The sequence below is a fragment of the uncultured Campylobacter sp. genome, assembly GCF_938031315.1.
Classification (GTDB): Bacteria; Campylobacterota; Campylobacteria; order Campylobacterales; family Campylobacteraceae; genus Campylobacter_B.
Genome location: NZ_CALHHT010000368.1, coordinates 1 through 7,167, shown reverse-complemented (window position 1 = coordinate 7,167; position 7,167 = coordinate 1). Strand labels below are relative to the sequence as shown.

Here is a 7,167-nt window from a genome sequence, read left to right as displayed (position 1 = left end):
CGAGCTTGCGAGCTGGAAATTTCACCGCTAAATTTGCTTATCTTTTCACACTCTTGAGACATCAAAACTCTAATGCTTTTTAGAATCTTATTAAGGAAATTCTAGAGATTCCTGTAAAATTTGCTATTTTAGTAGCCTTATATCCTCTGCAAAGTACTTGAGAATTTCTCTAAATTTCTTCTGCGAAATTCGGGAACGGATTATATACTTGTTTTTCATCGGCAGGATCATAGTTAAAAACTCCTTTGAAAGTTTTTAACTTATCTTGAGCCTAAATAATTTTAAAATTCCCAAAAATAGGGCTTAAAAAATTATCTAAAAATTCAAAAAACAGGAAAAATTCTTATAGTTGGTAGACTTGAATTTACCCCGCGTATTTAAAATTTTATTAATCTTGCTTGTGTATAATTACACACGAAAGTTTAAAAAATGAGCAAAGACGATAAATTAATCAAGGATTTACAAAACAATCCCAAGAACGTAAGGTTTGAGACGCTAGAAAAAATTTTACTTAGTAGAGGTTTTATTTTGCAAAGCGTTAAAGGCCCTCATCATAATTTTGTCAGAAACGGCTATTTGGTAACTTTGCCCAAGCATAAGCCTATGAAAATTTTCTACGTTAAACTTGTGCTAAAATCTATAGAGGAGCAGAAATGAAAAAGGATTTAAACTATTACCTGAATTTGCCTTATAAAATCGAGCTTAGAAAGATAGCGGACGATGAAGGCGGCGGCTGGGGTGCTTTTATGCCGGAATTTAAAGGTTATGCTTTGTTTTGGGGTGACGGCGATACAAAAGAGGAAGCATTAAATGATCTTGATGCCGCTTTTAAATCTACGCTTGAGAGTATGCTAGAGCATAACGATTTTATTCCCGAGCCTACTTCCGATAAGAAAATTCGTGTAAATGTAAGCCTTTCGCAATCTTTGCTTAATGCTATTGACAAGGTAACCAATAATAGATCACAATTTTTAAGCGAGGCTGCAAATTTAAAGCTTAAGGGAATTTAATAAAATCTATTGTAAGACTAAATATGGTGCGACCGACGAGACTTGAACTCGTACACCTTGCGGCACTACCCCCTCAAGATAGCGTGTCTACCAATTCCACCACGGTCGCATAAATTTTAAAGCTTAATCTCAAGCCTTGAATTATATAAGTTTAAAGCCCGATTTCTCGGGCTTAGTATCAATTTGCAGCAGCCTTTAAACCCGCTGTCAAAAAAGGATTTACGAAAAGCAAGATAAATGAAATAACTAATGCATAGATAACCTGCGCTTCGATCATCGCAAGCGAAATATACATCGTAGTCGATAGTTTGCTAGCTACGCTCGGGTTTCTAGCAATACCGGTAATTGTCGCGTTAGCGGCATTTCCCATACCCATAGCGCCACCGAAGGCAGCCAAGCCCAAAACGATACCGACCGTGATCGCAGAATAAGAAACGATCTGAGTGTAAGCACTTAGCTGCTCGCTAGCGAAAGCCGCGCCGCAAAGCGCAAATAACAATACAAGAACTTTTTTCATAAAAGTCTCCATAAATAAATTTTAAAACGAGTTTCGGATCAATACCCCTACTCCACCGTTTCAAGAGCAAAATATTATTAAAATTTTGCTTTTGATTTGTTTAATCTGGCGGAATTTGCGTTAAATTTAACAAATCCCGCCGAGCACGCCGACATCTTAGCGCTTAGCGTCGAGATATGTATTTAGCGCTGCAACGTAGGCCTTTGCAGACGCTAGCATCGTATCTACGTCAAGTCCTCTGCCGATGATGGCGCCCTCGCCCGCAAATTCCACCTTGACGGTTACTTTCGCTAGCGCGTCTTTACCCTGCGAGACCGCTTTTACTTGATACTCCTTCAGGCTACCGCTGATGCCGCTAATGCGATCTATCGCTTTAAATATCGCATCCACGCCGCCGTTTCCAAGCGCGCTATCGCTTAAAATTTCATCCTTATATCTTAGCGTAAGCGCGGTGCTAGCGTGTCCTTTGTTGCAGCTATTGGAGCTTAAAACCAGCACTTCGTAGGTCTTTTCGGCTCCCACGAACTCGTCGTTTACGAGCTCTCTAATATCCTCGTCGAAAACGTCCTTTTTGCTGTCGGCGAGCGCTTTAAATTTATTAAACGCGATCTCAATCTGCTCGTTACTAAGCTCATATCCCAAAGATACCAGCTTGTCCTTAAAGGCGTGACGTCCGCTGTGTTTGCCCAGCACGAGCGAGTTTTTATCAAGCCCGATATCCTCGGCGTGCATGATCTCGTAAGTTTCTTTGTGTTTTAGCACGCCGTCTTGGTGGATGCCGCTTTCATGCGCGAAGGCGTTTTTGCCCACGATCGCTTTATTAGGCTGCGGCTCGATGCCGGTAATGCTAGCGACTAGGCGGCTGGATGGATAAATTTCTTTCAAATTTATATCGGTATAAAGCGGCGCAAATTTATCTGTGCGCGTCTTGATCGCCATTACGATCTCCTCTAGCGCCGCGTTGCCCGCGCGCTCGCCGATACCGTTTATCGTGCACTCGACCTGTCTGGCTCCTGCCAAGATAGCGGCTAAGGAATTTACGGTAGCCATTCCCAAGTCGTTGTGGTTATGTACCGAAACTACGGCGCGCTCGCCGATAAGCTTAACGATCTCGCCTATGCGCGCAGTAATCTCATCCGGATAGAGATAGCCCACCGTATCGGGGATATTTATAGTGGAGGCTCCGGCGTTTATCGCGGCGTCGCATATCTCTTTTAAAAAGCCGATATCGCTTCTGCACGCATCCTCGCAGCTAAACTCCACGTCATCGCATAGGCTTTTTGCGTATTGCACAGACTCTACGGCGCGCTTTATGACCTCTTGCGGCTGCATTTTGAGTTTAAATTCCATATGGATAGGGCTTGTGGCGATGAAGGTGTGGATACGCCCAAGCTTCGCGCCCTTTACCGCTTCTCCAGCGGCTTTGATATCTTTTTCTAAAGCGCGCGCAAGAGAGCATACGCGAGCCTTGCTAACGGTGCCCGCGATCTTTTCTATCGCGTCAAAGTCCCCGGGGCTCGCCGCTGCAAAACCCGCCTCGATAACATCTACGCCCAGCTTTTCAAGCTGCAACGCAAGATGGATCTTCTCATCCGTATTCATCGACGCTCCGGGGCTTTGCTCGCCGTCACGAAGCGTAGTATCGAAGATTATGATTTTATTTTTGTCCATTACAAATCCTTTCAAATGGTTAAAATTTGGCAAAATTATAGCCGTGCAAGCTTAAAACAATCGCGGCGATAAACATATCTGAGATTATTTCGCCGTTTCCTCGGGTTTGTCTTTTTTATGAAATTTAGCCGCGCTTAAATTTAAAGCTCCGCGAACCAAACCGTAAACGATATAAACCAAAGTGAGCACCGCCGGAAATTCCAGCCTGAAAAGATATAAAAGCGAGAAAAATACGACGATTAGAAGCACTAAAATTTTAATCGCGTTGGGGCGCTTTAGGCTGATCTTTTTAAAGCTCGGAAAGCGGATGTTGCTTACCATCAAAAACGATAGCGCCGCCATTGCGATGATCAAAAATACCCCAAACCCTTTGGAAAGCTCATATTTTAGATAAATTCCAATCCAAAACGCCATCGTAATCGCAGCCGTCGGAATCGGCAGCCCGATAAAAACGCTAGGCTCGTAGGTGCCCGTGGTGACGTTAAATCGCGCCAGCCTGATCGCGCCGAAAACCACGTAAAGCGCAGCTACGAGCGAACCGACCTTACCGTAATCGTGCCCGACCGCGCAGTAAAACAGTAGCGCCGGCGCAACGCCGAAAGCCACGATATCCGCAAGGCTGTCAAATTCCACGCCGAATTTCGACGTAGCATGCGTTAGCCTCGCCACGCGGCCGTCAAGCCCGTCGCAGATCAAGGATAAAATGATATAAAAGATCGCGGCGCTGAAGTTGCCTTTGATCGTAGAAATTATGCTGATGACCGCCAAAAATACGCTTGCCGCCGTGAAAAGATTCGGCAATATGTAGATTAATTTTCCCTTTTCCTCTTCCATCTCTTACTCTTTAAAATTTTATTTTTACACCGCTTTTCATTCGGTGCCGCGGATCACGCGTAAAGCATTTTAGCGCGACCTTCTTAAAATTTAGCGCTAAGTTCTTGCCCTGCGCGAGGCTTTAAATTTAAGCCTCGCTCTTTGCGCTTTCGATATCGTCGTTAGCGCCTAAATTTCGCACCAGACGGGTAGGCATGCCGTTATCTTTTTCAAATTTAGAGATGATCTCTACGATCTGCTCTCCAGAGACCGTCTCCTTCTCATACAGCGCCTTTACCATCTCCTCGATCGCCGGAGCGTAGGTCCTTAGCGTCTCTTTTACCGCCGCGTAGCGCTCATCCAGCGTCTTGCGGACATATTCGTCGATCTTAACCGCCGTTACCTCGCTGTAATCCTTGATGCTCTGTCCGCCGTTTAGGAAGGAATACTGCTGCTTTTCTAGCACCGCAAGCCCGAGCGCATCGGTCATTCCGACCTGAGTAGCCATAAATTTAAGCATATCGGTAGCGCGCTGTAGGTCGTTGCCCGCGCCGTCGGTGATCTCTCCTAAAAACACGTCCTCCGCCGCGCGCCCCGCCAAAAACGTATCGATCTCGGCAAAAATTTCATGGCGCTGATGCAGATATCTATTTTCAAACGGAGAATTTAGCGTATATCCCGCGGCACTCAATCCGCGCGGTACGATAGTTACTTTAGATACCGGCATCGCGCCTTTGGTAAGCTCGGCGATGAGCGCATGCCCGCTTTCGTGGTAGGCGACGATTCGCTTTTCGATCGGGCTTACGCGGCGCGATTTTTTAGCCAGTCCGATACCGACGCGTTCGATCGCTTCGAGCAGGTCTTTTTGCTCGACCTCCGCCTTTGCCTCGCGACCCGCTAAAAGCGCGGCTTCGTTGATGATGTTTGCAAGATCGGCTCCCGCAAAGCCCACGGTAAGTCGCGCGATCTCTTCGATATCGATGTCGCGGGCAAATTTAACGTCGCGCATATGCACCTTTAAAATTGCCATTCTGCCGTCAAAATCGGGTCTATCGACCAAAACCTGCCTATCAAATCTGCCTGGACGCAGAAGCGCCGCATCCAGCGTCTCGGGGCGGTTGGTAGCCGCAAGGACGATCACCGGGCTTGATTCCGAGCCGAAGCCGTCCATCTCGGCAAGTAGCTGATTTAGCGTCTGTTCGCGCTCGTCGTTACCACCGCCGATACCGCCTGCGGTTCTGCTTTTGCCGATCGCGTCGATCTCGTCGATAAAAACGATCGCCGGAGCCTGCTTTTTAGCGTTATCGAATAGATCCCTCACCCTGCTAGCGCCCACGCCTACGAACATCTCGATGAAGCTCGAACCCGATACCGAAAAAAACGGCACGTCCGCTTCGCCCGCGACAGCCTTGGCTAACAGCGTCTTACCCGTGCCTGGAGGACCCACCAAAAGCACGCCTTTTGGAATTTTAGCCCCGAGGCTGATGTATCGCTCCGGATTTTTTAAGAAATCTACGATCTCTTTAACCTCCTCTTTCGCCTCTTCGACGCCCGCTACATCGCTAAATTTAACCTTCGGCTTTTCGGCGCTTACCAGGTTTTTAGAGCTTCCGATGCCGAGCACGCCGCCGCCCATATTGCGCTGCATGCGGTTGGCTAAAAACATCCAAATTCCAAAGAAAATCACGAGCGGCAAGACCCAGCTAAAGAGCAGATCGGTCAAAAAATTGCTCTCGTTATACGCGCCGTATGGAATTTTGCGCGATTCTAAAATTTGAACTAGCTCGGGATCATCCACGCGCTTGGCGGTGTAGATTACGTTGCCGACTTGCGCTTTAATCGTGGAACTTCCGATGGAAACCATGCTCACTTGAGAGTTTTTGATCTGCGATTTTAGCTCGGAGTAAGTTACGTTTCTACTCTCGCCCGAGACGGAGCCTAGCACTCCGCCGCTATCAAATCCGCCACTTGGGGATATCGCTTTAAACACGACTATCAAAATAAGCGCGAAAATAATAAAAACGCCGATCGGATTTTTATTGAAAAAATTATTTCCACCGCCGTTTTGAGGGGGTTGATTGTTTTGGTTATTGTTCATATCTTCCTTTCATATACGAAGCTAAGCCATTCGTTTTGCTTTTTCATCTGCACGAAATTTAAATCCGAAAAGGCTTGCTCTATCCTATCTTTATATTTTTCTAAAATTCCCGACAGCACGAGCTTGCCGCCGGGTTTTAGCGCTTTTTTCAGATCCGCGCTTAGGATCAAAATCACGTCGGCGATTATATTTGCGACGACGAGATCAAACTGCGGCTGCGCGCTTTTGCTTGAACTTTGCTCGTTTAGGCTTGAAACGCTGCCGAGCCAAATTTTATCGATCTGCACGCCGTTTTTCTCGGCATTTTGCTGCGTAGCGGTCACCGCCTGCTCGTCGGTATCGCAGGCACTTACTTTTGCGCCCAGTTTTTTCATCGCGATACTTAAAATTCCGCTGCCGCAGCCCACGTCAAGCGCGCTCATACCCGCGCAAGTAAGTTCACTAAGTATCGCCAGGCACATATTGGTGCTTTCGTGATGGCCTGAGCCGAACGCCAGCGCAGGATCGATCAGAAGATCGATTAGCGCGGGATCTTGCGATCTTTCGCACCAGCTCGGACGGACGTAAAATTTGCCGACCGCCACGGGCGCGACGCCTTTTTTATACTGCTCGATCCAATCGATATTAGGCTTTTTTGAAATTTCGATCTGCAGATCGGCGTCTAAATTAAGAGATCGCGCAAGCCCCTTTTTAAACTCCTCAAACGCAAATTTTAAATTTTGCAGATCCTCTTCGTCGCGGATTATGAAGCGATCGCCGCGTTCTTCGACGCAGGTAACGCCGAGCTCAAACGCAAAGTTTTTAAAAAGCTCGCTTGCATTCGCGCTTTTTACGATCATCTCATAAAAAAAATCTTTCATCGCCTCACATCGCCTTTAAATTTTAAAATTTGCATATTACTAAAATTTAGTTCAAACTTTGCTTACGCTCGGGCGTTTTTATAGAGCTTCAAACGCCTTTTTAAGATCGAGCGTGCCTTCGTAATATGCCTTGCCGACGATGACGCCCGCGATGAGCCCTGCGTTTTTAAGCGAGATTATGTCGCTCATATCCTTTAC

General features: G+C 46.6%; 7 protein-coding genes, 1 tRNA gene and 2 pseudogenes. 2 read left to right on the top strand and 8 right to left on the bottom strand.

Going from position 1 to position 7,167, the window contains the following annotated elements; translation table 11 throughout:
* Positions 1-231, bottom strand: a pseudogene (locus Q0236_RS08985) (IS1595 family transposase); the annotation flags it as partial.
* Positions 232-429: 198 nt separating this feature from the next.
* Between Q0236_RS08985 and Q0236_RS08980 the strand changes: the two are divergent.
* Both Q0236_RS08980 and Q0236_RS08975 read left to right on the top strand, forming a co-directional pair.
* Positions 430-657 (top strand): type II toxin-antitoxin system HicA family toxin, encoded by a 228-nt coding sequence (locus tag Q0236_RS08980; protein WP_297917024.1) that lies wholly within the window; start codon positions 430-432, stop codon positions 655-657.
* Positions 654-1,010 carry a type II toxin-antitoxin system HicB family antitoxin gene (locus Q0236_RS08975; RefSeq protein WP_297917022.1) on the top strand — a complete coding sequence of 119 codons (357 nt, stop codon included), beginning with the start codon at positions 654-656 and terminating at the stop codon, positions 1,008-1,010. The genes Q0236_RS08980 and Q0236_RS08975 overlap by 4 nt, the downstream gene beginning before the upstream one ends.
* 24 nt (positions 1,011-1,034) lie before the next feature.
* Here the strand turns inward: Q0236_RS08975 and Q0236_RS08970 are convergent.
* From Q0236_RS08970 to Q0236_RS08940, 7 genes and pseudogenes are all read right to left on the bottom strand, one after another.
* A tRNA-Leu gene (locus tag Q0236_RS08970) sits at positions 1,035-1,119 on the bottom strand.
* A 69-nt stretch (positions 1,120-1,188) separates the two neighbouring features.
* Positions 1,189-1,527 carry an ATP synthase F0 subunit C gene (gene atpE, locus Q0236_RS08965; RefSeq protein WP_297917020.1) on the bottom strand — a complete coding sequence of 113 codons (339 nt, stop codon included), beginning with the start codon at positions 1,525-1,527 and terminating at the stop codon, positions 1,189-1,191.
* Positions 1,528-1,683: 156 nt separating this feature from the next.
* Positions 1,684-3,198 carry a 2-isopropylmalate synthase gene (locus Q0236_RS08960; protein ID WP_297917018.1) on the bottom strand — a complete coding sequence of 505 codons (1,515 nt, stop codon included), beginning with the start codon at positions 3,196-3,198 and terminating at the stop codon, positions 1,684-1,686.
* Between the two features lie 84 nt (positions 3,199-3,282).
* Positions 3,283-4,032 (bottom strand): CDP-diacylglycerol--serine O-phosphatidyltransferase, encoded by a 750-nt coding sequence (gene pssA, locus Q0236_RS08955; RefSeq protein WP_297917016.1) that lies wholly within the window; start codon positions 4,030-4,032, stop codon positions 3,283-3,285.
* Positions 4,033-4,159: 127 nt separating this feature from the next.
* A complete protein-coding gene (gene ftsH / locus Q0236_RS08950; RefSeq protein ID WP_297917014.1) occupies positions 4,160-6,109 on the bottom strand; it encodes an ATP-dependent zinc metalloprotease FtsH in 1,950 nt (649 codons plus the stop codon).
* Positions 6,106-6,969, bottom strand: coding sequence for a 50S ribosomal protein L11 methyltransferase (locus tag Q0236_RS08945; protein ID WP_297917012.1), 864 nt, complete (start codon positions 6,967-6,969; stop codon positions 6,106-6,108). The genes ftsH and Q0236_RS08945 overlap by 4 nt, the downstream gene beginning before the upstream one ends.
* 78 nt (positions 6,970-7,047) lie before the next feature.
* Positions 7,048-7,167: pseudogene (locus Q0236_RS08940) on the bottom strand (1-(5-phosphoribosyl)-5-((5-phosphoribosylamino)methylideneamino)imidazole-4-carboxamide isomerase); the annotation flags it as partial.

Bases quoted from the DNA above. Each gene is read 5' to 3' on its own strand.
- Q0236_RS08980 (WP_297917024.1), top strand. From the start codon at position 430: ATGAGCAAAGACGATAAATTAATCAAGGATTTACAAAACAATCCCAAG.
- Q0236_RS08975 (WP_297917022.1), top strand. From the start codon at position 654: ATGAAAAAGGATTTAAACTATTACCTGAATTTGCCTTATAAAATCGAG.
- atpE (WP_297917020.1), bottom strand. From the start codon at position 1,527: ATGAAAAAAGTTCTTGTATTGTTATTTGCGCTTTGCGGCGCGGCTTTC.
- Q0236_RS08960 (WP_297917018.1), bottom strand. From the start codon at position 3,198: ATGGACAAAAATAAAATCATAATCTTCGATACTACGCTTCGTGACGGC.
- pssA (WP_297917016.1), bottom strand. From the start codon at position 4,032: ATGGAAGAGGAAAAGGGAAAATTAATCTACATATTGCCGAATCTTTTC.
- ftsH (WP_297917014.1), bottom strand. From the start codon at position 6,109: ATGAACAATAACCAAAACAATCAACCCCCTCAAAACGGCGGTGGAAAT.
- Q0236_RS08945 (WP_297917012.1), bottom strand. From the start codon at position 6,969: ATGAAAGATTTTTTTTATGAGATGATCGTAAAAAGCGCGAATGCAAGC.